The following is a 26,730-nucleotide window of genomic DNA, read 5'->3' on the forward strand; positions in this document are numbered from 1 at the left end:
GCCGCCCATCGGCAATAAAAAAGGGTCGCCAAGGCGACCCTTTTTGCATCTGCTGCCCCGTTACGCCGCTTTGCGGGCAAAGTCACCTGGACGGAAGCCCAACCCAGCCAGTACGCCGAAGTAAGCCACCACGCCGGCCACTACCACCACCGCCAGCCGTAATAGGCGTTCCAGCATATTGCCGTGATCCCAGGCCGGCATGAACCACATCACGCCCACCAGCACCGCCGACATGACCAGGACCGCCACCAGCAGCTTGGCAAGGAACACCGCCCAGCCTGGCTGCGGCTGGAAGATATCCTGTTTGCGCAGCTGCCAGTACAGCAAAGAGGCATTCAGGCAGGCAGCCAGACCGATGGACAAGGACAGGCCGGCATGTTTCAACGGCCCGATAAACGCCAGGTTCATCACCTGCGTCATGATCAGCGTAATAATGGCGATTTTCACCGGCGTTTTGATGTTTTGCCGCGAATAGAAGCCCGGTGCCAGCACTTTCACCACGATCAACCCCATCAGACCGACCGAATAGGCAACCAGCGCACGCTGCGTCATCGCCGCGTCGAACGCGGTAAATTTACCATACTGGAACAAGGAGACCGTCAGCGGTTTGGCCAGAATGCCCAGCGCCACCGCGCTAGGCAACGCCAGCAGGAAGCACAGGCGCAGTCCCCAGTCCATCAGACGTGAATATTCATCATGGTTGCCGCTGGAGAAGCTTTTAGCCAGTGACGGCAACAGAATGGTACCCAACGCCACACCCAGCACGCCGGAAGGGAACTCCATCAGGCGGTCGGCATAATACATCCATGACACCGAACCGGACACCAGAAACGAGGCAAAGATGGTGTTAATAATCAGCGAAATCTGACTCACCGACACCCCAAGGATCGCCGGCCCCATCTGACGCATAACGCGCCAAACGCCAGCATCACGCCACTTGATACGCGGCAAGACCAACATGCCGATTTTCTTCAGATGTGGCAGTTGGTAACCCAGTTGCAGCACACCGCCAACCACCACCGCCCACGCCAGCGCCAGCACCGGCGGGTTAAAATACGGGGCGGCAAACAGGGCGAACCCGATCATGCTGACGTTAAGCAACGTCGGCGCAAACGCCGGTATCGAGAAGCGGTTCCAGGTATTCAGGATGGCCCCAACCAGCGACGCCAGTGAGATCAGCAGAATGTAGGGGAAGGTAATACGCAGCAACGCCGAGGTCAGCGCGAACTTGTCCGGCGTGTCGGTAAAGCCCGGCGCGGTGACAAAAATGACCCAGGGCGCGGCCAGCATCCCCGCCAGCGTCACGATGGCCAACACCAGCGTCAACAGACCGGAAACGTAGGCAATAAAGGTGCGCGTCGCTTCTTCGCCCTGTTGACTCTTGTATTCTGCCAAAATCGGCACGAAAGCCTGCGAAAAAGCCCCCTCGGCAAAGATGCGCCGCAGCAGGTTGGGCAACTTGAACGCCACGAAAAAGGCGTCCGTTGCCATGCCTGCCCCAAAAACGCGTGCCACGATGGCATCACGCGCGAAGCCCAGCACCCGAGAGAACATCGTCATCGAGCTGACGGCTGCCAGTGATTTTAGTAGGTTCATGTGGTTTTGAATAATACCGTAAAATATCAACGCCTGCGGCAGCAGGCGTTGGTGTCAATAAAGTGGCTTCAGTTTACGCATCCATCAAAGAATAGCTACCGCCAACTGTTACATGGGATTACCTTACGCCGCCGCGTCGCGCAGCAGGCGCTCGATAACGCGTTGGGCACGGATCCCCTGCTCGCCGGCAGTTTCCGGCACGCTCTGGTTGCCTACCGCCTCGATAAAGTGACGCACCGCACCGTCAAAGCCGCGTTGCGCCAGGGTGGACTGCCAGCCCGGCACCGGCTGCTCGACGATGCCACGGGCGTCTTCTCGCAGCCACTGACGCATATCATGCAACTGATAGCACGCACCGTCGGTTACCGCCTGTACGCTTTCGCGCTGGCTGCCCGCCCGGCGGTGCATACTGGTGGTGATCAACATCTCACCACACTGGAAGTGGTGCTCGGCGTACAGCATTTCGCCGGCGGCGGTGGCCTGCAAATGGCCGCTTTGCAATACCGCCTGTTCGCCGCCCAGCCAGAGCGCGGTGTCAACCACGTGCAAATAGTCGTCCAGCAGGGTAAAGCGCATATCCTGCGGCCCAACGCTGTCGCTGCGGTGTTTATCCATGCGCAGCGAGGTCGGCTGCTGCATTTGTTGTTTCAACTGGCGATACAACGGGGCGAAACGGCGGTTAAAACCCACCATCAGCGTCTTGCCACGCGCCTGGGCAAGTTCGATCAGCTGTTCACCTTGCGCCACCGTTTCTGCCAACGGCTTATCAACATAAACGTGTACCCCCTGCTGCAACAGCTGTTGCACCACGGCAAAATGGCTGGCGGTGCTGCTATGAACAAACACCGCATCACACTGTTCGGCCAGCGCATCCAGGCGTGAAAAACAACGCATGCGATAGCTGTCGCATACCGTCTGCGCTTTCTGCTGATTGGGTGAAAAACCGCCCACCAGCTGCCATTCCGCCGCCTGGCTCAGGATCGGCAAATAGGCCTTTTGCGCGATCCCACCCAGCCCGACCATGCCAATACGCAATTTACTCATTTTCGCTCCGCGCCATCAGTTGTTGCAGTTGCTGTTTCAACAGCGCCACCTGTTCTTCCAGTGCCGCGACCCGTTCGCCCAGCATGCTGTCATCCACGCTTTCCTGCACCTCCTCGACCGGTGTAATCTCGCCGCTGAACAGGTGCATAAAACGGCTTTCGCGCTTGCCCGGCTCACGTGCCAACCGCACCACCAACGGCCCGTCTTCACGGCTCGTCAACTGCTGTAACAGCTGTTCAACCTCGCCGACGTCGCTGAAATCGTGCATGCGCGCGGTTCGGGTCCGCAATTCGCCCGGCGTTTGCGCTCCGCGCAATAGCAGTGTGGCCACCACCGCCACCTCGGCCGGGGACAGTTTAAGCTGGCCGAACTCCGAATTGCAGAAACGCTGCTCGTATTTGACGACCCGATTGCCAAAGCCATTTTGCGTACGTAAAAAATGCCGTTTTACCAGCAGATCGAGCAGTTGCTGGACTTCGCTTTCAGTCAGATCCATCACCGGATCGCGATTGGTTTTTTGATTGCAGGCCAGCGTGATGGCATTGAGAGACAGTGGATATTGATCCGGGGTGGTGACCTGCTTTTCCAGCAGACAACCAATAACCCGGGCTTCTTTGGCGCTTAATTGATATTTCATTTTCTGGCCTCAGCGTGGCGGTAGCCATTCTTTGTTGGTCAATGCGGTCAACACGTGATCCTGCCACTGCCCATCGATCAGCAGATAATCCTTGGCATAGCCTTCACGTTCGAAACCGAGCCGGGTGAGCAATGCGCCGCTGCGGTGGTTGTGCGGCATATAGTTGGCCATGATGCGATGCATGCGTTGCTGGCGCAGCATATAGCGGATCGCCGTCTGCAATGCTTCATGCATCAGCCCTTGCCCCTGCCATTTTTCCCCGAGCGAATAGCCGAGGAAACAGGCGTGAAACGAGCCGCGCAGCACATTGCTGAAATTCGCCACGCCGCGCACCTCGGTTTCATCCGGATCGAGCAGGATGAAATAGTAGGCGCTGCCCTGCTTTTGCATTTCGGTGATCATGCCAAGACGCGCCTGCCAGCCGGAAGGATAGCAATGGCTGTCGTCCCGTACCGGTTCCCACGGTTTTAGAAACGCGCGGTTTTCGGCGTAATACTCCGCCAACCGGTAGGCATCGCGTTCATGAACCAGGCGGACAACCAGCCGGTCGGTGGTAAGACGTACTTTTGGTGATGCAGAGCGATAGCCGAACATCATTTCCCCCGCGGTCAGGACGGTTCTGATAAGAGTGTTGATGGGCGCGCATGCGAATGCCAATATCCAGAATTGTTGCTCGCGCTATTTTCATTGGCCGGCGCAGAACCGCACTTGCCCTTGATTAATATAACCTTAGCCTGCCCCATAGGTAAAATCTCGCCCGCTCAGTAAATAACCGTTCACGCGGTTTTTTGGCGCTTTACGCCGATTTCCGCCGTTTTTGTCGGTCAGCGCAGGTTATTCTGCCGCTGCCGCCGGCAGAAAATGCCATTATCAGAGCGGCACTTTTAATCATTTCATGCCCTGCCGGGTGCTAAGTCACCAGAAAATCTGCCGAATTTACCATAGCTGCTATTCTGATAGTAAAAATATGACCCAGGAGTCGTTGGCATGTCCGAAACTAACTTACCGCAATTGTTAGAACACATGGTTCTGAACCTACGCATGATTTATGCGCGATCTACGCTGATAGAAAAAACGCTGGCACACATCCTCGCCGCGGATCCGCCGTTGAAAAGCGAGGTGATCAAGCAGCTACAGCTGGTCAGCGCCAGCAGCGAACGCGACAAGATCGATTTGGAGCAGGCCCGCCTGCACTTGATTGAAGTGCTGAATGCCGTTCCAGCCAAAAAATAATCGCTGACGGCCCGGGTTTTCTACGCGGGCCAGGTCACATTACGCACCTTGCAACAAGAATCTCGTGCGACAGTCTCAGTATGCTGTGATAACTATTGCAGTAAAACCAGAGAACCGGGAGCAAGCATGAAACTGTTTATTTATGACCATTGCCCATTCTGCGTAAAGGCGCGCATGATATTCGGCCTGAAAAACCTGCCGGTACGCTTGATCACGCTACTCAACGACGACGAGCTGACACCCACCAATATGATTGGCAAAAAGATGGCGCCGATTCTGCAAAAAGATGATGGCAGTTATCTACCGGAGAGCATGGATATCGTGCACTACGTCGATCAATTTGACGGGCAGCCGTTGCTGAGCGGAAAAACCAACCCGGCGATTGGCGAATGGTTGCAACAGGTTGCCGACTATAGCGCCGAGCTGCTGTTGCCACGCTTTGCCCAGGCGGATTTTGAAGAGTTTGCCACCGACAGCGCCCGCGAATACTTCACGCATAAGAAACAGGCGGCGATCGGCGACTTTAGCGCCCACCTGGCCAACAGCGCCGACCTGATCCGCCGCCTGGAACGCGATCTGCAAACCCTGTCGCCGCTGATCGTTGCGCCTAATGCGGTAAATGGCCAACTGTCGGAAGACGATATTCACCTGTTCCCGCTGTTGCGCTCGCTGTCGATCGTCGCTGGCGTATCGCTGCCAGACAACGTCGAAGCGTACCGTAACCGCATGGCCGCCCGCAGCGACGTTCCGCTGTTGCTGGACATGGAAAACTGACCGCCATTCGCGATAATGGAGTAGCGCGCAAATGTTGAAAATGGTGTTGGTTACCGCGCGCGATCGCGCTCGACTGGCAGAGATTTCGGCGGTACTTATCCGCTACGGCTTGCAGGATGTGGTAAGTCTGCTGGGGCTCAATAGCCTGTTGGGCGCGGCAGTCGGCAACCGTCGCGATGACGGTAGCCAGCAGTCGCTGCCCGAGCGCCTGCGTGCCGCACTGGAAGCGCTGGGGCCTACCTTCGTCAAATTCGGTCAGATCCTGGCGACCCGCTCCGACCTGCTTGAGCAAAACTGGACCGATGAACTTGACCGGCTGCACAGCCAGGCGGCGGTGCTGCCCTGGGAGGCGTTGGAAGGCCAGATACGCGCCGATCTGGGCGCCGACCCGCAGCAGGTGTTTGCCGAATTTGACACCCAGCCGCTGGCCGCCGCGTCGATGGCGCAGATTTACCGCGCCCGGCTGCACAGCGGCGAAGCGGTGGTGGTCAAGGTGTTACGCCCAGGGCTGGCGAAGACTATTCAAGCCGATTTGCGCTTGCTGGCCTACCTGGCTGAGGTGGTGGAACAGCAAAGCCCGGCGCTGGCTCGCTATCGGCCACGCCAGATGATACGCGCACTGGCAACCGCCCTGAGTCATGAACTGGATCTGACGCACGAAGGCAATAATTGCGATCGGGTCGCGCAACAGTTTGCCGCACACCCCGAGGTGGTGGTACCCCGAATTTACTGGCAGTGGTCGTCTAAACGGCTATTGGTTCAGGAATTTTTACCCGGCGTCGCGCCGGAAAGCCCGCAGCAACTGGCCCATGCCGGTTTCGACGGCCCGCTGTTGGCACAGCGTGGCGCGCAGGCATTTATGCGTATGGTGCTGGAACACCGCGTCTATCACGCCGATCCCCATCCCGGCAACGTGATGGCGCTCAGCGATAACCGCGTTGGTTTTATCGATTTCGGCATGGTCGGGCAACTTTCCCAGCGGCGGCGTAATCAGCTACTGCGGGTATTACAGGCCATTGCCGAGCGGCAAAGCGACGGCATCGTTAATACGCTGATCGCCTGGTCAGACGGGCATCAGCTTGATGTGCTGGATCTGGAGCTGGCTGCACAGAACTTTCTCGACAAGCAGGCCTCTGCCACGCTAACGCTGGGAAAGGCGTTAACCGATTTACTGGTTATGGCGCGTGAGCATCAGTTGGCGTTACCGCCGGATCTGGTGTTGCTGTTCAAGGCATTGATCACCGCCGATGGCGTATTGCATCGACTGGATCCGCAATTCGATATCATCGCCACGCTAAAACCGATGCTGCAGCAGGTGATGCTGCAACGCCATACGCCGGAGGCGTTGCGCGAACGTATGCTGGCGCTGGGTGCGGAGGCGCTGGATGCCGGCGACGAACTGCCGCAAACCGTTCGGCTGTTGCTGAAACGGTTAAAACACGGGCGAATCGGCGCTGATATCAGCGTTAATAATATTGGCGATCTCAGCAAGTCATTAGAACGCGCGGCGGTCACTCTGGCGATTGCCATTGTCACCGCCGCGTTCGCGCTTGGGCTGGCGCCGTATCTGATGCAGTCGACCTTACGCCTGTGGGGACTGCCGCTGTTCCCCACGCTCGGCGGGCTACTGTGTCTCGCCGGGGTGGTGTTACTGCTACTGCGTCTGCGCCGCTGAACAGTTTCAGCGTTATCCGATAGGCGGTTTCGCGTTTCACACGCACTATCGTTGCGCATCGCGTTTAAACCTTGGGTTCAATGCAGCTGAATGTTTATAATGAAAATCAATCGATTGACTGCCGTTGTTCCGTTGGCGGTATTATGAGGCATGTATGAAAAAAATTTTTATGGGCGTCGCCGCCCTGGTGTTCGCCGGCGTGATTGCCGGCTGCAATCAACTGACGCAATACACGCTCAGCGAGCAGGAAGTGAACGATTACCTGCAAAAACATAATGATTACCAGAAGCAGCTTGGCGTACCAGGACTGGTGGATGCGCATATCGTACTCACCCAGCTACAGAGCCAGATTGGCCGCAGCGAGCCGGGCAAGGTGACGCTGACCGGTAATGCCAAAGTCGATATCACCTCCATCCTCGGTCCGCAAAAAGCCGACATGCAGCTGACGCTAAAGGCGCAGCCGGTATATGACCGCGAGAAAGGCGCGATTTTCCTCAAGGATATGGAGCTGACGGATTATAAAATTCAGCCCGAGAAAATGGACACGGTAATGAAGGCGTTAACGCCTTACCTGAATCAGTCGCTGAAGAGCTATTTCGATCAGAAACCGGCCTACGTGTTGAACCCGGAAAACAGCAAAACGGAAGCCATGGCGCGCAAACTGGCGAAAGGGCTGGAAGTTAAACCAGGGCAATTGGTCATTCCCTTTACCGACTAATCCACCGTTGGCGCAGCACAGGCTGCGCCTTTTACCCTTTACTGTTCGTCTTGCGCGTCATCATCGCTGTCTTCATATTCCGCCAATTCGTCACGCATAGCCTGTAAGGCATCACGTGTAATCAGCGCCAGGGTACGATAAAAACCGCTGGTAGCATGTGCCTCCACCTTGCCAAGAAAACGACCACACCACGGCAACAGATACTCATCAAACAACGTAATCTGCGCCTGCGCTTCATCTTCCTGCGACTGGTCTTCCAGCCATGAGGCCGCCAACAATAAAGAACCGAAGTGATCGGCCGGTGCGTCACTCAGCGGCATGCCACGCTGTTGCAGAAACGCCCGAACGTCACTTTCTGTCGCACCTTCGACATAGGTCGAGCGGAACGGCGATACGCTGCATTCGTTACCCACGAACAGCGCATTAAAATCGGCGGCCAGCAAATGCGGCTCGCAGCCCTGCTGCAAACGCGTCAGCAGCTCATCTTGTTCAAGCGGCCAATGCTGTTGCAGCTTCCCCTCCTGAATCAGCGCAAACAGCGGCACCAGCAACGGATCTTGTGGTTGGCGGTAAAACAGCGTACCCAACACGCGACAGACGATGGAAAACTCATTCATGATTAAACCTTATGCAAAACGGTAAATTTTGCCGTGACGATGTCACAAATCCGCCAATTCCGCAATCGCCGGCTTGCCACGCTGCTCAAGAAAATTCAACAGACGTCGTGGACTGACGTTAAGAATGCGCTCCTGTGGGAATTCCACCTCGGCAAGGATGCGCTCACAATGCTCGAAGTTGCCCAGCGACATGGCAATGTGCGAATCGGAGCCCAACGCCAGCCAGCCGCCGGCGTCACGTACCGCAGCGGCGATACGCCGACAATTGGCTTCGCTACCTTTTCGAGAGTGGGTAAACGAGGAGTTATTCAACTCCAATGCGACGTTATAGCGTGCCGCCGCGGCAGCCACCTCGGCAATGTCAATCGGATAACGCGGGTTTCCCGGATGGCTGATGATATGCACATCCCCCTGCGCCATGGCGGCAATCATCGCCTGGGTGTGCGTTGCCTGATCCTGCGGCGCGAATACCGGTTCGTGGAAGCCGGCAATGATTACGTCAATGGCCGTGAGCATCGGACCGGTACAATCAATGTCGCCATCGCGGTTTTTGATATTGGCCTCAATACCGCGCAGGATACCGACACCGTCAACCAGGCGCGGCCATACGTGCATATTCATAAAGTGCCAATAATGTGGCGCATCGGCCATATCCGGTCCGTGATCGGTAATGGCGAACAGTTTGATGCCTTTCTGCCTGGCTTCGGCAATATAATCATGCAACGTGCTGTAGGCGTGGGTACTGGCGACGGTATGCATATGTAGATCAACGGGATACATTGGTTCTCCTTCTTGATTGCCTGTGCTTGCCACCAGCCACAGGCTCAGTCTCTGTTTAGCATAGCAGCTTACGCCGGCCATCTGCTGGCATTAATAGCCGCGGGCCAGGTCCACCACTCCGCTCGGCGTCCGCCCGGCCTCTATCGCCTGAATATTGGTTGCGATCATGTCCATCGCCTGCTGCGGCAAGGTAATCGCAGCAATATGCGGGGTTATGGTGACACGCGGATGACACCAGAACGGATGTTCAGCCGGCAACGGTTCGCGGGCAAAAACGTCCAGCGTCGCTGCGGCAATCTGCCCCTGCTCCAGCGCCGCCAGCAGATCGTCCTCCACCAAATGCGCGCCACGCGCCAGGTTGATCAGATAGGCGCCCGGAAGGAGATGGGCGAACAGTTCGCGGTTAAGCACGCCGGCGGTTTCCGGCGTATTGGGCAACAGATTGATAATCAGTCGGCTGCCGTCAAGAAACGCCGCGCGCTGGCCTTCGCCGGCAAAACTGGTGACGCCTGGGATCTGCTTGGCGCTGCGGCTCCAGCAACGTACCTCGAAGCCAAACTCCACCAGTTTTTGCGCCACGCTTTTTCCCAACACCCCGGCACCGAGAATGCCGATGGTGAAGTTTTCCTGCTGGTGCGGTGCCAACGGTTGCCACTGTTTTTGCTGCTGCAACAGTTGATACTCATCGAAACGCCGGAAATAGCGCAATACATAGCTTAACGCGTACTCCTGCATCTGTTGTGCCATGCCGGTATCTTCCAAACGCACCAATGGCACGCCAGCCGGTAGCGTTCCGGGTCGTAACCGCTCCTGCTGCAAGATGGCGTCGACGCCGGCGCCGAGGGCAAAAATCCCCTTCAGACGCTGCCGGTTGGCCAGCATTTCGAATGGCGGTTGCCACGCCAGCGCATAGTCCGCCGGCTGGTCGTCCCCCGGTAGCCATTGACGTATGCTGGCCTGCGGCAGGCGTTGCCGCAGGCCGTCGAGCCATGGCTGCACGTCAAAAAAAGGATGATAGAAAATGATGTTCATCGACGTTGCTCCGTTGTTTTCGTTTTGCTCCAGACTTCCGTGATTCGGCGGCAGATGCAAGGATTAAACGCACAAAAGAAAACAGCCCCGACCAGTGGGGCTGTAGAACGCAATCAGTCCCCTTTACTGCGACACTAGGCGGCGTTGGCTTCGCGGCGAATCAGGCGGCGCAGCAAAGGGATCAATACCAGCAGTACTACCGCTATCGCTACCGCCCCCCAGCCCAGCAAACCAAAGATGTGGCTGTAACCGGGGTTGGTCTGTAATGGCGTACTGCCACTGTTTTCCGGCATCAGACCCGAGACATATCCCGCCAACACCGACGCTACGCCGGTCACCATCATCCAGCATCCCATCATTATCCCTTGATAACGTGGCGGCGCCAGTTTGCCAATCATCGCGTAACCAATCGGCGAAATCAGCAACTCACCGATACTTTGCAATAGATAGCTGATGACAATCCATTTGAACGCCACCATGCCATCGCCGCCGGCCATGCTGATGCCCAAAGGCAAAACCAGCATGCCAAGGCCGATACAGAATAGTGAGGCGGCAAACTGCAAGGGTATGTCAATGCTGCAGCCGCGTGCGCGCAGACGATTGAACCACCAGGCCAGCAGCGGCCCGCCAACGACAATCACCAGCGTATTGATATTCTGAATCCACTGCGGTGCCACCCGCATGCCATAGACGTTCAGATCGATATTGTGTTCGGAAAAAAGCATCAGCCCCATCGGCGCCAACTGATACAGCATCCAGAATACCAGCGAACCCAGCGCCAGAATCAGGTAGGCAAGCATACGGCGACGCTCATCGCGTGGAGAATGGCGCAATGTTATCAGGCACAGCAGCAGAAAAATCAGCAGGCCGAGCACAATGACAAAGTGCCCGCTAAACTCGGCGTGCGTCAGCATCAGCCGAATGATCGGCACCAGGGCAACCAGTACCACCAGACCGATCAGCATACGTTGGCGATATTGCCCAGGCGTAGCCTCATGCAACGGAGTATTGATATCGGCCAGAATGCGCCAGCGGGTAGCGGCCACCACAATGGCGGCCGCATTGCCCAGCGTGGCGAACAGGAACAGCGCGCGATAATTTTCGGTCAACTGAAAATAGCCGGCAACCGAGAACCCGACGAAAAACCCAAGATTCATGCCGGCATAATTCCACAGGAATGCCGATTCACGGCGATCGTCTTCTGGGTGGAATCTTTGCGTCAGCATCATATTGATGCAGGTAACATTCAGCCCACTACCGGTGAGGAACATCGCCAGCCCCCAGTACAGCCCCGCAACGCCAGCAACGGCAATCAGCGCGCAGCCAATCACCTGCAACACCATTCCCAGCACGAACAGATTGCGATTGCTGAGGAAGCGCCCGCCGAGGTAGCCGCCGAACATGTGGAGACCGTAATTGAAGGCACCAAACACCCCCATCATGGTATTGGCGCTGCTTTCACTGAATCCCAATCGTTTGGTGGCGTACAGCACCAGGGTCGAATACAGCACGGCAAATCCGAGCGTGGCGAAAATCTGGATAAAAAACAGCGCGCCCGCGCCGGGAGGGATGGCATGACGCTGCTGCGCTGCCGGAATGGAGTCTGATAAAGTCAAAGCAACCTCTACTGCATTATTATTTAATCGATCGGTTCCTGCCTGCTGGTCGTTACGACCGGCACGGCCGCCTGAGCGACGTTATAAATTCCTTGCCAAAGTCGCCGCACCAGCCCGAGCATTTAGCGACACATCTGACTAATAATCCAGTATTAATGCATACAACAGCAAAACAATCGCATTAAATGCTGGCGAATTACTCCACCGAACCTCAGATTGCTCAAATATCGGCCTACCCACAATCCTGCGCAAAACACGGTAAAACAAGCTCCGGCAAGCGAGGAAATACAGCGCGTATCGTTCGTGAAATCAGCAAATTGCTGCAAGTTTGGCTAAACGATCGCAGAGTGCTCACAAGGGTATTGACGCTGGAATCAGTTTCTCCTACATTAGCGCCCGTCGACAGCGCAAAGCGTTGCCGACGACAATATGGTGAGGTGTCTGAGTGGCTGAAGGAGCACGCCTGGAAAGTGTGTATACGCGAAAGTGTATCGAGGGTTCGAACCCCTCCCTCACCGCCATATTCCAAGAGAAAGCCTGGACTCACGTTCAGGCTTTTTTGCTTTATGCCCCACCGCACAGAGAGGGGTGAGAACCCTCGACCGGGTTCGACAAAACGCATTGCGTTTTGGACAGCCGCAGGCTGCCCGTAGGGTGAGCGCAGCGAATCAACCCCTCCCTCACCGCCATATTTCAAGAGAAAGCCTGGACTCACGTTCAGGCTTTTTTGCTTTATATTCCGTAACAGGGAGCGGTGAGAACCCTCGACCGGGTTCGACAAAACGCATTGCGTTTTGGACAGCCGCAGGCTGCCCGTAGGGTGAGCGCAGCGAATCAACCCCTCCCTCACCGCCATATCTCAAGAGAAAGCCTGGACTCGCGTTCAGGCTTTTTTGCATTCCCGCCCTGCCACCGCGCGTCCAGCCTCTGCGCGGGTATTTCCTCCGCCAACGGCGCGTGGATTGACGCACAACCGCTTATTTCGCTTGAGTTTCCACCAATGCGAACAGGAGTTAGCCAGCCGTGATAAAAGTAATAAAATAAGCTTGACCCAATGGCCGCCACTCCCTATAGTAGCGCCCCGTTGCACCGACGAGTTCGGCGTAACAAAAAACGGTGAGGTGTCTGAGTGGCTGAAGGAGCACGCCTGGAAAGTGTGTATACGCGAAAGTGTATCGAGGGTTCGAACCCCTCTCTCACCGCCATATTCCAAGAGAAAGCCTGAACTTATGTTCAGGCTTTTTTGCTATATGCCCTACCGCACAGAGAGGGGTGAGAACCCTCGACTGGGTTCGACAAAACGCATTGCGTTTTGGACAGCCGCAGGCTGCCCGTAGGGTGAGCGCAGCGAATCAACCCCTCTCTCACCGCCATATTCCAAGAGAAAGCCTGAACTTATGTTCAGGCTTTTTTGCTATATGCCCCACCGCACAGAGAGGGGTGAGAACCCTCGACTGGGTTCGACAAAACGCATTGCGTTTTGGACAGCCGCAGGCTGCCCGTAGGGTGAGCGCAGCGAATCCCCCCCTCTCTCACCGCCATATTTCAAGAGAAAGCCTGGACTCACGTTCAGGCTTTTTTGCTTTATAGTCCGGCGTTAATGCCACGACGCCCAGACAGTCGCCACGGCTTTTTAGCGCTTAACCGCAACCACATCCTCATAACCGGCAAAAATCCACCTTCTGCCTGCAGTCAATCCTGTCCATACCGCAACAGTACTGTTCTGGTGAATAAAAACGCCCCGACAAAACCACACGCTGCGCCTTTGCAGCTTACCATTGACCCATATCTAGGAAACGCTGCAGCGGAAGGCGTATGCTGTGTTACAGCTTTTCGAGACGGACCTCATCTGGCCCGCCATTCCTTTCTTTTCTCAAAGTTGGTTTGCACCTTAGATGAAAACGCACGAAATTAACGGCATTCGGCCGTTCAGCGCACTGATTGACGCCTGTTGGCGAGAACCTTATAGCTTGCAACGCCTGCTGAAAGACGCCATTGCCGGCGTCACCGTCGGCATTATCGCCATCCCGCTGGCGATGGCGCTGGCCATTGCCAGCGGCGTACCACCGCAATACGGCCTGTATACCTCTGCCATCGCCGGGATCGTCATCGCCATCAGCGGTGGTTCGCGTTACAGCGTCTCCGGCCCCACCGCCGCCTTCGTGGTCATTCTGTACCCGGTTTCGCAACAATTTGGTTTGTCTGGCCTGCTGATCGCCACGCTGCTGTCCGGGATTTTTCTGGTCATGATGGGCTTGGCACGTTTTGGCCGCTTGATTGAATATATTCCGCTGTCGGTCACGCTCGGTTTTACCTCCGGCATCGCCATCACCATCGCGACGCTACAAATCAACGATTTCTTCGGTCTGCATATCGCCGATATGCCAGCGCATTACCTCGGTAAAATTTATGCTTTGCTACAGGCAATGCCAACGCTGAATATCGGCGACACGCTGATTGGCGCACTCACGCTGCTCACGCTGATTTACTGGCCGAAGCTTGGCCTGCGCGTTCCTGGCCATCTGCCGGCGCTGCTGGTCGGCACCGCGGTGATGGCATTGCTGAATGCGTTTGATCATCCGGTCGCCACCATCGGCTCACGCTTTGGCTATCTGCTGGCGGACGGTAGCCAAGGCCATGGCATACCGCCGATTCTGCCGCAGTGGGTATTGCCATGGCAGCTACCGGCAATCGACGGCAAACGGATGGTATTAAATTGGCAGACGCTGACCGCCCTGCTGCCGGCGGCGTTTTCCATGGCCATGCTGGGGGCCATTGAGTCCCTGCTTTGCGCTGTGGTACTGGATGGCATGACGGGCAAAAAGCACAATGCCAATAGCGAACTGATCGGCCAGGGAGCGGGTAATATCATCGCCCCCTTCTTTGGCGGCATCACCGCTACCGCCGCCATTGCGCGCTCGGCGGCTAACGTGCGGGCCGGTGCCACATCGCCGGTTTCCGCCATCATCCACGCCCTGCTGGTGCTATTGGCATTACTGGTGCTGGCGCCCTGGCTGTCCTATCTGCCGCTGGCGGCGATGGCATCGCTGTTATTGCTGGTGGCCTGGAATATGAGCGAAGCACATAAGGTGGTGTATCTGCTGCGCCGTGCGCCCAAAGACGACGTGGTGGTCATGCTACTGTGCATGTCGCTGACGGTACTGTTTGACATGGTAATCGCCATTACCGTCGGCATCGTATTGGCATCGCTGCTGTTTATGCGCCGTATCGCACGCATGACCAGACTGACTGAACTGAGCCGCGATAACGGGCGTCTGGTACTGCGGGTCAATGGACCGCTGTTTTTCGCCGCCGCCGAGCGCATCTTTAGCGACTTATTGACCGACAGCGAACCTTATCAGGACATCGTGCTGCAATGGGATGCCGTACCGGTGCTGGATGCCGGCGGCTTAAACGCCCTGCAACGTTTCATCGATGCCTTGCCGCAGGGAAAACGACTGATCGTCAGCGATATTCCCTTCCAACCGTTAAAAACGCTGGCCCGAGCGCGCGTGCAACCGATCGCCGGCCGGCTGCTGTTCTATTCGACACTGCCTGAAGCTCTGGCAGCGCTGGATGCGCAATAAAAAAAGCCCGACATGATGTCGGGCTAGCTTTGACCTGCCGGTGGGCTGGCAGGCTCAGTTGCTGGTATCCAGCTCCGGGAAGCTCTTGACCAGATCGTCAATCGCTTTCATTTGCACCAGGAACGGCTCCAGCTTATCCAGCGGCAACGCCGACGGGCCGTCGCATTTGGCGCTGTTTGGCTCCGGGTGCGCTTCGATAAACAGACCGGCCAGACCAACCGCCATGCCGGCACGCGCCAACTCGGCGACCTGTGCGCGACGGCCGCCGGAAGCAGCACCGAACGGATCGCGGGTTTGCAGGGCATGCGTGACGTCGAAAATCACCGGATGACCGCCGGTAACATTTTTCATCACGTTGATGCCCAGCATGTCGACCACCAGATTGTCATAGCCAAAGTTGCTGCCGCGATCGCACAAAATAACCTGATCGTTGCCGCCTTCCTTGAACTTATCGACAATGTTACCCATCTGGCCCGGGCTGACGAACTGCGGCTTCTTGACGTTGATCACCGCGCCGGTTTTGGCCATCGCTTCGACCAGATCGGTCTGACGCGCCAGGAAGGCTGGCAACTGAATGACATCAACCACTTCAGAAACCGGCTGCGCCTGAGCTGATTCATGCACATCGGTGATGATTTTTACGCCGAAGGTTTTTTTGATCTCTTCGAAAATGCGCATCCCTTCTTCCAAACCCGGCCCGCGGTACGAATGAATTGAAGAGCGATTGGCTTTATCAAAAGAAGCTTTGAAAACGTAGGGAATGCCCAGTTTTTGCGTCACGGTGACGTAGTGTTCGCAAATGCTCATCGCCAAATCGCGTGATTCCAGCACGTTCATGCCGCCGAACAGCACAAACGGCAGATCGTTCGCTACCTTGATGTCGCCAATGCTAACCACTTTCTGTTTCATGCTTACGCCTTTGTTAGTGATAAATCGAAGAAATTAATGCAGCGTAACCTGCTTCGGTTCAATCGCGTGGATCTGTACCTTGATCACTTCGCTGACCGGATCTTCAGGACACTGCTCGACAAAATAGTTCAGATCGGAAATGGCAATATGATTACATTCCAACTGTGCATAAATCAGCCCGCGATCGCGGATCTCGTACGGATCGTCGGGATCAAAGCACAGTACGGTCTCGCTGGCCCGCAGCGCCAGTTCCATCTGATTTTCCTCCATCAGCGAAGCCTTCAGCGTATCGAGCATTTTGCGTACCACCATGACATTTTCCGACTCTTCCAGATCGTCATCTTCCAATTCTGCGCCCAGGCCGAGATTGCCTTTGATCCACACTTCCAGCGTGTGTTCGTTCAACGTTTCACCATTGAGCGGATTAATCAGCCACATCTCTTCATCCATCCAGTCGGCCCGCAGAATCAACTGGGTCGGGAAAATCACCGGCATCAGCGGCAAATTCAACTGATGGGCGATATGCAAGAAAATGGTGCCAAGAGACACTGGCGTACCCTGACGGCCTTCCAGCACTTTATCCAGCCAGATAGCGTCGGACAGTCGGTAAATGCCGCTGGCGCCGCCGAATCCCCAGGTTTTATAGAACAGCTCAATCAGCGCCTCCAATTGCTGTTCCTGGCTGATATCACTCGGCACCGCCGCACGCGCTTCTTCGGTCAGTTGCTGCAACTGACGCGCCACGTCGGCGGCGGGATAATCACGGCGTACCGCCTGTGATACCAGCATCACGCCTTCGCTCAATGGCGAGGTGTTAAATTCAAACTCGGCAATACTACTCATAAATATCCCATCAAAAACGGTATTTTCGTCGTGGCAAGTTTAATTATCAGGTAGAGACAACCGAGCGCCAGAACAAATGCCAACGTGCGCAGGTTCCGGCTGCGGGTTTTCTTGCCCAATGCGACGTAGCCCAGCAGGATATAGATAATAACGCCAAACAGCTTCTCGGTCAGCCAAGAGTCCATACCCAGCAGTGGATAAAACTTGAACATCACCACCAGGGCAATCCCACTGAGAAACAGCACCGTATCATTAATGTGCGGCGCGATCTTCACCCAACGCCTGTGCATCATCGGCGAATGGCGCCAATGCCAGAAAAAACGCAGGATGAACAACGTAATACTGATAGCGACCGTCAGTAGATGCAAATGCTTTAATGCGGCGTAGGCTGCCATACCGGTTCCCTTGTCCTGTCTGTGTCGTTATTTTTATGTCAAAGATATTGGCCGAGCGTCACGCGTAGATTGCCGCCATAATCGCGGCAACTCTCTATCGCGCTGAAGCCGGCCGCCGCCAGCATGGCGCGCACGCTTTCAGCCTGTTGCCAGCCGTGTTCCAGCAATAACCAGCCTTGCGGTTGCAAATAGCGCGGCGCCTGCTGCACGATGGCGCGTAAATCCGCCAGCCCATGCTCCTGTGCCACCAGCGCACTGCCGGGTTCAAAACGTACATCGCCCTGTGATAAATGCACATCGTCGCCGTCAATGTACGGCGGGTTGCTGGCGATCAGATCAAAACGACGACCGGCAACCGGCGTAAACCAGTCGCCCTGATGAAATTGCACATTGCCAATTGCCAGCTTTTGCGCATTATGCTGCGCCAGGGCGACCGCTTGCGGCTGTAAATCCACGCCGGTCACCATACAATCCGCGCGCTCGCTGGCCAATGCCAAGGCAATCGCCCCGGTGCCGGTACCCAAATCGAGGATCTCGCAGCGGTGTGCCGGCAGACGCGCCAACGCCTGTTCCACCAGGCATTCGGTGTCAGGACGCGGGATCAGCGTAGCGGGAGATACCGACAGCGGCAATGACCAGAACTCGCGTTCGCCAATCAGATAGGCCACCGGCTCGCCGCGTTCACGGCGCATCAGCAGTTGTTCCAGTTGTGCGCTTTCCTGCGTCGTCAGCAGGGTTTCGCCAAACGCCAGCAAAAAGGTTCTTGCACGGCCGGTGACAAACCCCAGCAGGATTTCCGCATCCCGCTTGGCGCTGTCACTGTGCGTCAAGCGCGCGGTCGCGGCCGCCAGCCAGCTGCAATAATCCATTACTCTTGCTCGGCAGACAGCGCGGCCAGCTGATCGGCCTGGTATTCCTGCACTATCGGCTGGATCAGCATATCCAGTTTACCTTCCATCACTTCGTCCAGACGGTACAGCGTCAGGTTGATGCGGTGATCGGTCACGCGCCCCTGTGGGAAGTTATAGGTACGGTTACGGTCAGAACGATCGCCGCTGCCCAACAGATTGCGACGGGTGGAGGCTTCCGCCTGCTGACGCTTGGCCATTTCTGCAGCGCGAATGCGCGCGCCAAGCACCGACATCGCCTTGGCCTTGTTTTTGTGCTGCGAACGTTCGTCCTGGCATTCCACCACGATGCCGGTCGGCAAGTGGGTAATACGAATCGCCGAGTCGGTGGTGTTGACGTGCTGGCCACCGGCGCCTGAGGAACGGAAGGTGTCGATCTTCAAATCCCCTGCATTAATCTCGGGGAGTTCGGCCTCCGGCACTTCCGGCATCACCGCCACGGTACAGGCTGAGGTGTGAATACGTCCTTGCGATTCGGTCTCCGGCACCCGCTGTACGCGATGCCCGCCGGATTCGAATTTGAGCTGGCCATACACCCCGTCGCCGGAAACCTTGGCGATCACTTCCTTGTAGCCGCCGTGCTCGCCTTCATTGGCGCTCATGACTTCTACCCGCCAGCGTCGCGCTTCGGCGTAGCGGCTGTACATACGGAACAGATCGCCGGCAAAAATCGCAGCCTCATCGCCGCCGGTGCCGGCACGCACTTCAAGGAAGCAGCTACGCTCGTCGTCCGGGTCTTTCGGCAACAGCAGCAACTGTAACTGCTGCTCCAGCGTTTCGGTGGTTTCTCTGGCCTGCTTTAGCTCTTCCTGCGCCATTTCGCGCATTTCCGGGTCGTCCAGCATCATCTCGGCGGTGGCAACATCATCTTGCACCTGGCGCCATTCCAGGAAACAACGGCTAACGTCGGTCAGCTGCGCATATTCGCGCGACAACGCGCGGAACCGATCCTGATCGGCAATAACGCCGGCATCGCCGAGCAGCGCCTGAACTTCTTCATGGCGCTCTTGTAACGCTTCCAGTTTGGCAACAATAGAAGGCTTCATGCGTGGTTATAAACCCTGTTAATAAGAGAAAACTAGTGCTGATCCAGCCCGAGGCTGTCGCGTAATATTTGCAACCGCTCCACGTCGCCGTCGCCGGCTGCCTGCTGGAGGGATTTGGTAGGGGCATGAATAAGGCGGTTGGTCAATTTGTGGGCCAGGTCGTGAATAACCTGCTCCACGTTGGCGCCCTGGGCTATGGCCGCCAAGGCTTTGGCTTCCATATCGGCACGGATTTGATCGGCCTGCGAACGGTAGTCGCGAATGGTTTCCACCGCCCCCTGCGAACGCAGCCAGGCCATAAAGTTGGTGCTTTCCTGCTGAACGATGGTTTCAGCCTGTACCGCTGCCGCCTTACGCTGCGCCAGATTGTGCTGGATAATCGCCTGCAGGTCGTCAACGCTGTACAGATAGGCGTTGGCCAACTTGCCGACTTCCGGTTCGATATCGCGCGGAACGGCGATATCCACCAGCAGCATAGGCTGATTGCGGCGCGCTTTCAGCGCCCGCTCCACCATCCCTTTACCGATGATCGGCAAGGGGCTGGCGGTAGAACTGATAATGATATCGGCATCTGCCAGACGCGCGTCGATCTCCGGCAGGGTGATCACCTCGGCACCGACTTCCTCCGCCAACAGCTGCGCGCGCTCGCGGGTGCGGTTGGCGATGATCATGTGTTTGACATTGTGTTCGCGCAGATGGCGTGCCACCAGCTCGATGGTTTCACCGGCGCCCACCAGCAGAACGTTCAGATCCGCCAGCGACTCAAAGATCTGGCGTGCCAGCGTACAGGCGGCGAAGGCCACCGAAACCGCGCTGGCGCCGATGTCGGTTTCGGTACGCACGCGTTTGGCGACGGAGAAGGATTTTTGGAACAGACGCTCAAGCTCGCCCGACAACGATTGGCCGCGTTGCGATTCGGCAAAGGCTTTCTTCACCTGGCCAAGGATCTGCGGTTCACCCAGCACCAGCGAATCCAGACCGCTGGCCACACGCATCAGATGGCTGACGGCGTCGTTGTCATGGTGCCAGTACAGGCTTTTGCTGACGTCTTCCGGGCGCAGCTTGTGGTATTCGCACAGCCAGGCGACCAGCTGTTCGTGAATATGTTCCTGTTGTTCAACGCTGAGATACAGCTCGGTGCGGTTACAGGTGGACAACACGACACCGCCCTGCACCAGCGGTTGCTGGAGCAAGCTGTTCAGCGCCTGATCGATTGACTCAGGGGAAAAAGTGACTTTTTCCCGCAAGGAAACCGGAGCGGTTTTGTGATTGATACCTAACGCCAGCAGGGTCATTGCTTCGAGTAATACTTATATTGGTACGGGTTCTCGTTGAACGGCATTCTACTTGATGCGCGGGATCAATAAAAGTAACAACCGCATCTTCCGTCCAATCGCTGTTATAGACGTTATAAATTGAGCAAAAAGTTCAATAAATGGCTAATATCATGATTAGACGACAAAAATACCGCAATAGCTCAACAATCACGCCGCCCATCTCTAACAGTCTAGTGGGTTTATCCGCCAATTGGGCACCGCGTGGCGATTATTGCGCATTTGCCTGGGGAAAGCGCCCGCGGTCTGGCCGCGTCTCCCGCATCGTCGGCCAACCGAACACCTACCCTCGCCTATTGACGCTACGCCATTCGCCCGCTAGCGTGGTGGCAGAATGGGTTGCATCACGTTAGCCCGCAAGGACAAAAGGACAAAAGTTATGCCAATCCGCAAAGTCAGTCTGCTCCGTCTGATTCCCCTGGCCAGCCTGGTATTGGCGGCCTGTACCACCACCCGACCTACCGGCCCGGCGACCAGTCCTACCTCGCCGCAGTGGCGCGCCCATGAACAGGCGGTCCAGCAGTTGAGTCAGTATCAGACCCGTGGCGCCTTTGCCTATATTTCCGATCGCAAGAAAGTCTACGCCCGCTTCTTCTGGCAACAGTATTCACCCGAACGTTACCGTCTGCTGCTGACCAATCCGCTGGGCAGTACCGAACTGGAACTGAACGTGCAGCAAAATGTGGTGCAACTGACGGATAACCAGGGTAAACGCTACGTCAGCGATAACGCCGAAGAGATGATCCGCAAATTGACCGGCATGTCGATCCCGCTGGATAACCTGCGTCAATGGATGCTTGGCCTGCCGGGTGAAGCCAGCGATTTTACGCTTGATGACCAGTATCGCCTGAGCAAGCTCAGCTATCAGCAAGGCGGCCAGAGTTGGAACGTCGACTATCAGGATTACAATAGCGACCTGAAACCTCAGTTGCCAAGCCGTCTGGAACTGCAACAGGGTGAGCAGCGCATCAAGTTGAAAATGGATAACTGGACGCTCAAATGATTCACCCGTGGCCCTCCCCGGCAAAACTCAACCTGTTTTTATATATCACCGGCCGTCGCCCCGACGGCTATCATCAATTACAGACGCTGTTCCAGTTTCTCGATTACGGCGACAGCCTGACCATCGTGCCGCGTCAGGATCAGCAGATCCGCTTGCTAACGCCGGTCGACGGCGTGCCGGATGAACAGAATCTGATCGTGCGTGCAGCACGTCTGCTGCAAGATTATTGCACCGAACAGGCGATTGACAGCGCACCGCGCGGCGCTGACATCAGCATCGATAAGGTATTGCCGATGGGGGGTGGGCTCGGCGGCGGCTCCTCCAACGCCGCCACGGTGCTGGTGGCGCTCAACAGCCTGTGGCAATGCGGCCTCAGCGATGAGCGTCTGGCGACGCTGGGTCTGACCCTGGGGGCCGATGTGCCGGTGTTCGTGCGGGGTCACGCCGCCTTCGCCGAGGGCATCGGCGAACGTTTGCAGCCGGCTGAACCGCAGGAAAAATGGTATCTGGTGGCGCATCCGGGGGTCAGTATTGCTACGCCGCTGATTTTTGGCGATGCCGAATTAAAAAGAGATACCCCGGTTCGCCCACTGGACGTACTATTACGGGCGCCGTACGCAAATGATTGCGAACCGATCGCAAGAAAACGTTTTCGCGAGGTTGAACAGCTTCTTTCATGGCTGTTACAATACGCGCCGTCACGCCTGACTGGCACCGGAGCTTGTGTGTTTGCCGAATTCGACACAGAGATCGCCGCCCGTCAGGTGTTAAGTCAAGCCCCGGAGTGGTTGCGTGGTTTTGTAGCGCGTGGCGTTAACGTCTCTCCACTACATCGTCGCCGTTCCGGGCAGTTTGAGTCGTAGCTCAACGTTTTGCTGTGCAGGGTCAGCCACACCTGACCCTGTCATCCCAGCGCTACCTACGCCTCATTGAGTTTTACACACCCGTATGTATATTGCGTCGGCGTCGCCAATTGCCCCTTGGCGAAGGCCGAATGACAATATCTTCTCTGGACGCAAGCCTGAGGTTCTTCTCGTGCCTGATATGAAGCTTTTTGCTGGTAACGCCACCCCGGAACTAGCACAACGTATTGCCAACCGTTTGTACACCAGCCTTGGTGACGCCGCTGTAGGTCGTTTTAGCGACGGCGAAGTGAGCGTGCAAATCAACGAAAATGTACGCGGTGGTGATATTTTCATCATCCAGTCCACCTGTGCTCCCACCAACGACAACCTGATGGAACTGGTTGTTATGGTCGATGCCCTGCGTCGCGCCTCCGCAGGTCGTATCACTGCCGTTATCCCCTATTTCGGTTACGCTCGTCAGGATCGCCGCGTGCGTTCTGCACGTGTTCCGATCACTGCCAAAGTTGTTGCCGATTTCCTCTCCAGCGTAGGGGTTGACCGCGTATTGACAGTGGATCTGCATGCTGAACAGATTCAAGGCTTCTTTGATGTCCCGGTAGATAACGTGTTCGGTAGCCCGATCCTGCTGGAAGACATGTTGCAACAGAACCTGGTAAACCCAATCGTGGTTTCACCGGATATCGGTGGTGTAGTACGCGCCCGTGCTATCGCCAAACTGCTCAACGATACCGACATGGCTATCATCGACAAACGTCGCCCACGCGCCAACGTTTCTCAGGTGATGCATATTATTGGTGACGTCGCAGGCCGTGACTGTGTGCTGGTTGACGATATGATTGATACCGGTGGTACCTTGTGTAAAGCGGCTGAAGCGTTGAAAGAACGCGGTGCCAAGCGCGTATTTGCCTACGCGACGCACCCGATCTTCTCCGGTAATGCCGTGGACAACATCAAGAACTCGGTCATCGATGAAGTGATCGTCTGCGACACCATCCCGCTGTCGCCGGAAATCAAGGCACTGAAAAACGTCCGCACGCTTACGCTGTCCGGCATGTTGGCAGAAGCCATCCGCCGCATCAGCAACGAAGAATCAATTTCGGCCATGTTCGAACATTGATTCCTGGCTGGCACGCAACCCCCCGCGTGCCAGTATTGGCGTTGACGCATAGCAGTAAAAGAAAAACCCGTTGAAGCGCAAGCGACAACGGGTTTTCTATTTAATGACGGACATGGCTCACAACCTGATTACACGGCATGATTCCCTTGCCGAACAAGCGCTTCCCTTTAAATTAATGTGAAGAACGGTGCTGATTACCGCGGCAGCGTTTATCAAAGTGCTTTACCCACCAGTAGCGATCCGCTACCTGTTCACGCCCGCCGACGCGTGCGCCAACCAGCCACAGCAGTGCGCCGACAAAGATGCTGAAGATTGCGCCGTGGGCAAAAAACTGCGGCAGATTCCAGCTCGATACTTCAGCCACAATGGAGTATCCAACCCCGCCGATCATCACTACCAGCCCCAGGCCCATCAGAACGTTGCTCATCAGCTGTGCATTTTTACGTTTCATATGTCACCTCCTCCATGCCAGAAAACCAAACGGGAGTAACAGATAAATTGTTAACCCTCTTTGATAAGTCAAGTATAGACACTACGCCAGCAAGGGTATTGAGTTGACGATCACAAATGAGCAATTAAGTCTGACAATTCTTTACTTTAAGGTAACTATTAGCGCTCAAATTGAATGATTACTCTAATGTATTATTCACTATTATAGGTAAATCAACCTGACGGGGCCGCTGGCAGCGCGCATTTTGTCATTCGGCGCGGCGGAAGGTAGACTAATGCCCTTTCCACTATTCTGAGCATAGCGAATCACTCCGTGAGCAGTATCAAATTGATTGTTGGCCTGGCGAACCCAGGCGCCGAGTACGCCCAAACGCGCCACAACGCCGGGGCGTGGTATGTAGACCTGCTGGCGCAGCGCCATAACCAGCCGTTGAAGGAAGAAAGCAAATTCTTTGGTTATACCGCGCGTCTGAATCTGGCTGGCCATGACGTCCGCCTGCTGGTACCCACCACCTTTATGAATCTCAGCGGCAAAGCGGTAGCGGCGATGGCGACCTTTTATCGTATCCAGGCCGATGAAATTCTGGTAGCGCATGACGAGCTGGATCTGCCGCCGGGCGTGGCCAAGCTGAAGCTGGGGGGCAGCAACGGCGGGCATAACGGCCTGAAAGACATTCAAAGCAAAATGGCCAACAACCCCAATTTTTACCGCCTGCGCATCGGCATTGGCCACCCGGGCGATCGTAATAAAGTGGTGGGCTTCGTGCTCGGTAAGCCGCCTGCCAGCGAGCAGACGCTGATCGATGACGCCATTGACGAATCGCTGCGCTGTACCGAACTGTTGTTAAAAGAAGGCATGACCAAAGCCATGAACCGCCTGCACGCCTTCAAGGCCGGCAGCTGATTGCTGCCCTTACCTGTCCGCCAGTCGGCAGGCCATGATATGGCGTGGCGAAGACTGCCCCATCACCGCCGCACGGCTGAAATTAAGTAACCGTTGCCCCGCCGACGCGGGGCATTGTTCAGGCCACTTAATCCGCAGCGACGCGGTAGGTCGGATCGTCCAGCTCGTGCACGCAGAACGGCCCGGCCTGGCGCAGCAGGCTGACGCAATCCTCGCTCAAATGGCGTAACCGCACCGTTTTGCCAGCGGCCAGATAGCGCGCCGTCAACTTGTCAATGGCTTCAACGCCGCTGGAATCCATAACCCGCGTCTGGGCAAAATCCAGTACGATCGATTGCGGGTCGCTGTTCGGCTGGAACAATTCGCCGAAGGCTGCCGCCGAACCAAAGAACAGTGGCCCTTCCAGAGAGTAGATAACCGTGTCGGATTCCGTTTTTTTATCACGGATGGTGATACGAGCATGCTGCCAGGCAAACACCAGCGCCGATATGATCACACCGCTGATTACCGCCACCGCCAAATCGGCGAAAACGGTAATCAAGGTAACGGTCAGCAAGACAAAGGCGTCTTCTTTCGGCATACGCTTCAAACGACGCAATGAGCTCCATTCAAAGGTATTGTAACAAACCACCAACATGATACCCGCCAGCGCGGCGACCGGAATAACGCCAATATATGACGACAGGCTAACCACGAACAGAATCAGCAGCAACGCCCCCACCACGCCGGAAATGCGGCCACGGCCGCCTGAGGTGAAGTTGATGATCGACTGGCCAATCATCGCGCAGCCGGCGAAGCAGCCAAACAGACCACAGATGGCGTTGCCCGCGCCCTGCGCCAGGCTTTCACGGTTGCCGTTGCCTTTTTTACCGCCCATTTCATCCAGCACCGTCATGGTCAGCAGCGATTCAATCAGGCCTACCAGGGCAATAATCAGCGCATACGGCAGCACCACTTTGAGCATCTCCAGGGTAAACGGCGCCATCGGCAGGCTGAAATGCGGCAGGCTGCCGGAGATGTCTGCCAGATCGCCTACGCGCAGCGTGTCGAGATTCAAGCCGACGGCCAGCGCCGATACCACCAGCAATGCCGCCAGCGATGCCGGAATGGCTCGGGTCAAACGCGGGAAAAACACCACCACCAGAATCGCCAGCAACACCAGCCCATACATCAATACCCCATGGCCGGCGATCATGTGCAACTGCGCCAGCATGATGACAATCGCCAGCCCGTTGACAAAACCGTGGATTGCCGGCAGCGGCACCAGCCGGATGAATTTGCCCAATCGGAACAGGCCGATCAGGATTTGAATAATCCCGGCGAATATCGTTGCCCAGAGTACATAGTCCATGCCGTGCTGAGCGGCAAGGCTCATCAATACCACAACAATCGATCCCGCCGCGCCGGAGACCATGCCCGGCTTGCCGCCGAACAGCGCGGTGGTCAAACCGATGATAAAGGCGGTATGCAGGCCGACAATCGGCGACAGGCCGCCCACCAGCGAAAAGCCGACCGCTTCCGGGATCATCGATACCGCCACAACAAAACCGGCCAGAACCTCATTCTTGACGTCCGCCAGCCTGAAATTGCTCAGGTTGAACATAAATTTTCCAGATAGTCTGATTTTGATAACTAACACGAATGCC

25 protein-coding genes, 2 tRNA genes and 2 other RNA genes are annotated in these 26,730 nt (G+C 56.3%); 13 read left to right on the plus strand and 16 right to left on the minus strand.

From position 1 onward, the window contains the following. Positions 1-60: 60 nt before the first annotated feature. The 4 genes from murJ to rimJ form a co-directional block, all read right to left on the minus strand. Positions 61-1,596, minus strand: a complete 1,536-nt coding sequence (gene murJ, locus AC2AXP_RS08150; protein ID WP_484381532.1) for a murein biosynthesis integral membrane protein MurJ — start codon at positions 1,594-1,596, stop codon at positions 61-63. A 123-nt stretch (positions 1,597-1,719) separates the two neighbouring features. Next, on the minus strand, positions 1,720-2,640 hold the full coding sequence (locus tag AC2AXP_RS08155; protein WP_004962062.1) for a Gfo/Idh/MocA family protein: 921 nt from the start codon (positions 2,638-2,640) through the stop codon (positions 1,720-1,722). After that, complete coding sequence (locus AC2AXP_RS08160; protein ID WP_198772863.1) at positions 2,633-3,277, minus strand: DUF480 domain-containing protein; 645 nt, start codon at positions 3,275-3,277, stop codon at positions 2,633-2,635. Before AC2AXP_RS08160 ends, AC2AXP_RS08155 begins: the two co-directional genes overlap by 8 nt. A gap of 9 nt (positions 3,278-3,286) precedes the next feature. Beyond that, on the minus strand, positions 3,287-3,871 hold the full coding sequence (gene rimJ, locus AC2AXP_RS08165) for a ribosomal protein S5-alanine N-acetyltransferase (protein WP_039992030.1): 585 nt from the start codon (positions 3,869-3,871) through the stop codon (positions 3,287-3,289). Between the two features lie 393 nt (positions 3,872-4,264). Between rimJ and AC2AXP_RS08170 the strand changes: the two genes are divergently transcribed. The 4 genes from AC2AXP_RS08170 to AC2AXP_RS08185 all read left to right on the plus strand — a co-directional run bounded on the left by AC2AXP_RS08170 (position 4,265) and on the right by AC2AXP_RS08185 (position 7,677). After that, a complete protein-coding gene (locus AC2AXP_RS08170; RefSeq protein ID WP_004962051.1) occupies positions 4,265-4,510 on the plus strand; it encodes a hypothetical protein in 246 nt (81 codons plus the stop codon). A gap of 126 nt (positions 4,511-4,636) precedes the next feature. Then, positions 4,637-5,284, plus strand: coding sequence for a glutaredoxin 2 (gene grxB, locus AC2AXP_RS08175; protein WP_484381533.1), 648 nt, complete (start codon positions 4,637-4,639; stop codon positions 5,282-5,284). A gap of 31 nt (positions 5,285-5,315) precedes the next feature. Beyond that, on the plus strand, positions 5,316-6,959 hold the full coding sequence (locus AC2AXP_RS08180) for an ABC1 kinase family protein (protein WP_430299203.1): 1,644 nt from the start codon (positions 5,316-5,318) through the stop codon (positions 6,957-6,959). A gap of 154 nt (positions 6,960-7,113) precedes the next feature. Then, on the plus strand, positions 7,114-7,677 hold the full coding sequence (locus AC2AXP_RS08185; protein WP_004962044.1) for a lipoprotein: 564 nt from the start codon (positions 7,114-7,116) through the stop codon (positions 7,675-7,677). A gap of 38 nt (positions 7,678-7,715) precedes the next feature. On the opposite strand, the gene AC2AXP_RS08190 is transcribed toward AC2AXP_RS08185, so the two are convergent. From AC2AXP_RS08190 to AC2AXP_RS08205, 4 genes are all read right to left on the minus strand, one after another. After that, on the minus strand, positions 7,716-8,294 hold the full coding sequence (locus tag AC2AXP_RS08190; RefSeq protein WP_004962041.1) for a TorD/DmsD family molecular chaperone: 579 nt from the start codon (positions 8,292-8,294) through the stop codon (positions 7,716-7,718). A 42-nt stretch (positions 8,295-8,336) separates the two neighbouring features. Continuing rightward, positions 8,337-9,074 carry a phosphatase gene (locus AC2AXP_RS08195; protein WP_039992029.1) on the minus strand — a complete coding sequence of 246 codons (738 nt, stop codon included), beginning with the start codon at positions 9,072-9,074 and terminating at the stop codon, positions 8,337-8,339. 90 nt (positions 9,075-9,164) lie between these two features. After that, a complete protein-coding gene (ghrA, locus tag AC2AXP_RS08200) occupies positions 9,165-10,106 on the minus strand; it encodes a glyoxylate/hydroxypyruvate reductase GhrA (RefSeq protein ID WP_004962035.1) in 942 nt (313 codons plus the stop codon). Between the two features lie 134 nt (positions 10,107-10,240). Then, positions 10,241-11,704 (minus strand): peptide MFS transporter, encoded by a 1,464-nt coding sequence (locus tag AC2AXP_RS08205; RefSeq protein WP_182646444.1) that lies wholly within the window; start codon positions 11,702-11,704, stop codon positions 10,241-10,243. A gap of 449 nt (positions 11,705-12,153) precedes the next feature. On the opposite strand from AC2AXP_RS08205, the gene AC2AXP_RS08210 reads away from it, so the two are divergent. The 5 genes from AC2AXP_RS08210 to dauA all read left to right on the plus strand — a co-directional run bounded on the left by AC2AXP_RS08210 (position 12,154) and on the right by dauA (position 15,309). Further along, positions 12,154-12,243 (plus strand) — tRNA-Ser (locus AC2AXP_RS08210). A 46-nt stretch (positions 12,244-12,289) separates the two neighbouring features. Next, positions 12,290-12,411, plus strand: a non-coding RNA gene (locus AC2AXP_RS08215) — RtT sRNA. Between the two features lie 426 nt (positions 12,412-12,837). Further along, positions 12,838-12,927, plus strand: a tRNA-Ser gene (locus tag AC2AXP_RS08220). Positions 12,928-12,973: 46 nt separating this feature from the next. After that, a non-coding RNA gene (locus AC2AXP_RS08225) (RtT sRNA) lies at positions 12,974-13,095 on the plus strand. Positions 13,096-13,617: 522 nt separating this feature from the next. Next, a complete protein-coding gene (dauA, locus tag AC2AXP_RS08230) occupies positions 13,618-15,309 on the plus strand; it encodes a C4-dicarboxylic acid transporter DauA (protein WP_004962030.1) in 1,692 nt (563 codons plus the stop codon). A gap of 54 nt (positions 15,310-15,363) precedes the next feature. On the opposite strand, the gene kdsA is transcribed toward dauA, so the two are convergent. Genes kdsA through hemA form a run of 6 tightly spaced genes read right to left on the minus strand, consistent with a single transcriptional unit; the run spans position 15,364 to position 20,705 of the window. Next, positions 15,364-16,218: a 3-deoxy-8-phosphooctulonate synthase gene (kdsA, locus tag AC2AXP_RS08235; RefSeq protein ID WP_004962026.1), complete on the minus strand. Its 855-nt coding sequence runs from the start codon at positions 16,216-16,218 to the stop codon at positions 15,364-15,366. Positions 16,219-16,251: 33 nt separating this feature from the next. Further along, positions 16,252-17,061, minus strand: coding sequence for an invasion regulator SirB1 (gene sirB1 / locus AC2AXP_RS08240; protein WP_004962025.1), 810 nt, complete (start codon positions 17,059-17,061; stop codon positions 16,252-16,254). Next, positions 17,058-17,456: a SirB2 family protein gene (locus AC2AXP_RS08245; protein WP_004962022.1), complete on the minus strand. Its 399-nt coding sequence runs from the start codon at positions 17,454-17,456 to the stop codon at positions 17,058-17,060. The genes sirB1 and AC2AXP_RS08245 overlap by 4 nt, the downstream gene beginning before the upstream one ends. 38 nt (positions 17,457-17,494) lie before the next feature. Continuing rightward, positions 17,495-18,325, minus strand: coding sequence for a peptide chain release factor N(5)-glutamine methyltransferase (gene prmC / locus AC2AXP_RS08250; protein ID WP_004962020.1), 831 nt, complete (start codon positions 18,323-18,325; stop codon positions 17,495-17,497). After that, positions 18,325-19,410 carry a peptide chain release factor 1 gene (prfA, locus tag AC2AXP_RS08255; RefSeq protein ID WP_004962017.1) on the minus strand — a complete coding sequence of 362 codons (1,086 nt, stop codon included), beginning with the start codon at positions 19,408-19,410 and terminating at the stop codon, positions 18,325-18,327. Before prfA ends, prmC begins: the two co-directional genes overlap by 1 nt. Positions 19,411-19,442: 32 nt before the next feature. Continuing rightward, positions 19,443-20,705: a glutamyl-tRNA reductase gene (gene hemA, locus AC2AXP_RS08260; RefSeq protein ID WP_004962014.1), complete on the minus strand. Its 1,263-nt coding sequence runs from the start codon at positions 20,703-20,705 to the stop codon at positions 19,443-19,445. 418 nt (positions 20,706-21,123) lie between these two features. Between hemA and lolB the strand changes: the two genes are divergently transcribed. From lolB to prs, 3 genes are all read left to right on the plus strand, one after another. Continuing rightward, the gene (lolB, locus tag AC2AXP_RS08265) at positions 21,124-21,747 is read left to right on the plus strand and encodes a lipoprotein insertase outer membrane protein LolB (protein ID WP_039992028.1); all 624 of its coding nucleotides are present in this window, start codon (positions 21,124-21,126) and stop codon (positions 21,745-21,747) included. Next, complete coding sequence (ispE, locus tag AC2AXP_RS08270; protein ID WP_004962008.1) at positions 21,744-22,610, plus strand: 4-(cytidine 5'-diphospho)-2-C-methyl-D-erythritol kinase; 867 nt, start codon at positions 21,744-21,746, stop codon at positions 22,608-22,610. The genes lolB and ispE overlap by 4 nt, the downstream gene beginning before the upstream one ends. A gap of 172 nt (positions 22,611-22,782) precedes the next feature. After that, positions 22,783-23,730: a ribose-phosphate diphosphokinase gene (gene prs / locus AC2AXP_RS08275; protein ID WP_039992027.1), complete on the plus strand. Its 948-nt coding sequence runs from the start codon at positions 22,783-22,785 to the stop codon at positions 23,728-23,730. Positions 23,731-23,902: 172 nt separating this feature from the next. Here the strand turns inward: prs and ychH are convergent, their stop codons facing one another. Continuing rightward, the gene (ychH, locus tag AC2AXP_RS08280) at positions 23,903-24,181 is read right to left on the minus strand and encodes a stress-induced protein YchH (protein WP_004962002.1); all 279 of its coding nucleotides are present in this window, start codon (positions 24,179-24,181) and stop codon (positions 23,903-23,905) included. A gap of 312 nt (positions 24,182-24,493) precedes the next feature. Here ychH and pth point away from each other — a divergent pair, with 312 nt between their 5' ends. After that, positions 24,494-25,084: an aminoacyl-tRNA hydrolase gene (pth, locus tag AC2AXP_RS08285; RefSeq protein WP_198772868.1), complete on the plus strand. Its 591-nt coding sequence runs from the start codon at positions 24,494-24,496 to the stop codon at positions 25,082-25,084. 127 nt (positions 25,085-25,211) lie between these two features. On the opposite strand, the gene AC2AXP_RS08290 is transcribed toward pth, so the two are convergent. Beyond that, entirely contained in the window at positions 25,212-26,687 is a 1,476-nt protein-coding gene (locus AC2AXP_RS08290) for a SulP family inorganic anion transporter (protein ID WP_273869863.1), read from the minus strand. Positions 26,688-26,730: the final 43 nt, after the last annotated feature.

The organism is Serratia sp. Sp408 (assembly GCF_057180665.1).

Bases quoted from the DNA above. Each gene is read 5' to 3' on its own strand.
- murJ (WP_484381532.1), bottom strand. From the start codon at position 1,596: ATGAACCTACTAAAATCACTGGCAGCCGTCAGCTCGATGACGATGTTC.
- AC2AXP_RS08155 (WP_004962062.1), bottom strand. From the start codon at position 2,640: ATGAGTAAATTGCGTATTGGCATGGTCGGGCTGGGTGGGATCGCGCAA.
- AC2AXP_RS08160 (WP_198772863.1), bottom strand. From the start codon at position 3,277: ATGAAATATCAATTAAGCGCCAAAGAAGCCCGGGTTATTGGTTGTCTG.
- rimJ (WP_039992030.1), bottom strand. From the start codon at position 3,871: ATGTTCGGCTATCGCTCTGCATCACCAAAAGTACGTCTTACCACCGAC.
- AC2AXP_RS08170 (WP_004962051.1), top strand. From the start codon at position 4,265: ATGTCCGAAACTAACTTACCGCAATTGTTAGAACACATGGTTCTGAAC.
- grxB (WP_484381533.1), top strand. From the start codon at position 4,637: ATGAAACTGTTTATTTATGACCATTGCCCATTCTGCGTAAAGGCGCGC.
- AC2AXP_RS08180 (WP_430299203.1), top strand. From the start codon at position 5,316: ATGTTGAAAATGGTGTTGGTTACCGCGCGCGATCGCGCTCGACTGGCA.
- AC2AXP_RS08185 (WP_004962044.1), top strand. From the start codon at position 7,114: ATGAAAAAAATTTTTATGGGCGTCGCCGCCCTGGTGTTCGCCGGCGTG.
- AC2AXP_RS08190 (WP_004962041.1), bottom strand. From the start codon at position 8,294: ATGAATGAGTTTTCCATCGTCTGTCGCGTGTTGGGTACGCTGTTTTAC.
- AC2AXP_RS08195 (WP_039992029.1), bottom strand. From the start codon at position 9,074: ATGTATCCCGTTGATCTACATATGCATACCGTCGCCAGTACCCACGCC.
- ghrA (WP_004962035.1), bottom strand. From the start codon at position 10,106: ATGAACATCATTTTCTATCATCCTTTTTTTGACGTGCAGCCATGGCTC.
- dauA (WP_004962030.1), top strand. From the start codon at position 13,618: ATGAAAACGCACGAAATTAACGGCATTCGGCCGTTCAGCGCACTGATT.
- kdsA (WP_004962026.1), bottom strand. From the start codon at position 16,218: ATGAAACAGAAAGTGGTTAGCATTGGCGACATCAAGGTAGCGAACGAT.
- sirB1 (WP_004962025.1), bottom strand. From the start codon at position 17,061: ATGAGTAGTATTGCCGAGTTTGAATTTAACACCTCGCCATTGAGCGAA.
- AC2AXP_RS08245 (WP_004962022.1), bottom strand. From the start codon at position 17,456: ATGGCAGCCTACGCCGCATTAAAGCATTTGCATCTACTGACGGTCGCT.
- prmC (WP_004962020.1), bottom strand. From the start codon at position 18,325: ATGGATTATTGCAGCTGGCTGGCGGCCGCGACCGCGCGCTTGACGCAC.
- prfA (WP_004962017.1), bottom strand. From the start codon at position 19,410: ATGAAGCCTTCTATTGTTGCCAAACTGGAAGCGTTACAAGAGCGCCAT.
- hemA (WP_004962014.1), bottom strand. From the start codon at position 20,705: ATGACCCTGCTGGCGTTAGGTATCAATCACAAAACCGCTCCGGTTTCC.
- lolB (WP_039992028.1), top strand. From the start codon at position 21,124: ATGCCAATCCGCAAAGTCAGTCTGCTCCGTCTGATTCCCCTGGCCAGC.
- ispE (WP_004962008.1), top strand. From the start codon at position 21,744: ATGATTCACCCGTGGCCCTCCCCGGCAAAACTCAACCTGTTTTTATAT.
- ychH (WP_004962002.1), bottom strand. From the start codon at position 24,181: ATGAAACGTAAAAATGCACAGCTGATGAGCAACGTTCTGATGGGCCTG.
- AC2AXP_RS08290 (WP_273869863.1), bottom strand. From the start codon at position 26,687: ATGTTCAACCTGAGCAATTTCAGGCTGGCGGACGTCAAGAATGAGGTT.